This is a genomic window from Staphylococcus pasteuri, from assembly GCF_030547725.1.
Taxonomy (GTDB): Bacteria; Bacillota; Bacilli; order Staphylococcales; family Staphylococcaceae; genus Staphylococcus; species Staphylococcus pasteuri.
In genome coordinates this window covers 1-256 of sequence record NZ_JAUOQO010000552.1, presented here as the reverse complement: position 1 = coordinate 256, position 256 = coordinate 1, and the positions used below count along the sequence as shown (strand labels likewise).

Annotated in this window: 1 protein-coding gene; it reads left to right on the top strand. The window is 47.7% G+C overall.

The genetic code is table 11. The features are described from left to right. Positions 1–256 (top strand): S24 family peptidase (locus Q4528_RS14695; RefSeq protein ID WP_303522400.1); only part of this gene is annotated, 256 nt, incomplete at both ends.

The following is a 256-nucleotide window of genomic DNA, read 5'->3' as shown; positions in this document are numbered from 1 at the left end:
CCCCACAACCTTGAATCAGACTTCATCCAGGTGCCGGTTTACGATGTTCAGCTTGCAGCTGGAAACGGTACGCATGTGGACCACGACAACATCGTGGAGTCACTTCCTATTTCGAGAAAATACCTATCAGATTCTGGGATATCCGCCGATAGTGCGACTATAGTTAAAGTGCGTGGCGAATCGATGGAACATACACTCTGTGATGGTGATGTTGTCTTGGTAAACACGGGAATTAGCAAACCGGTAAGCGGTAAGA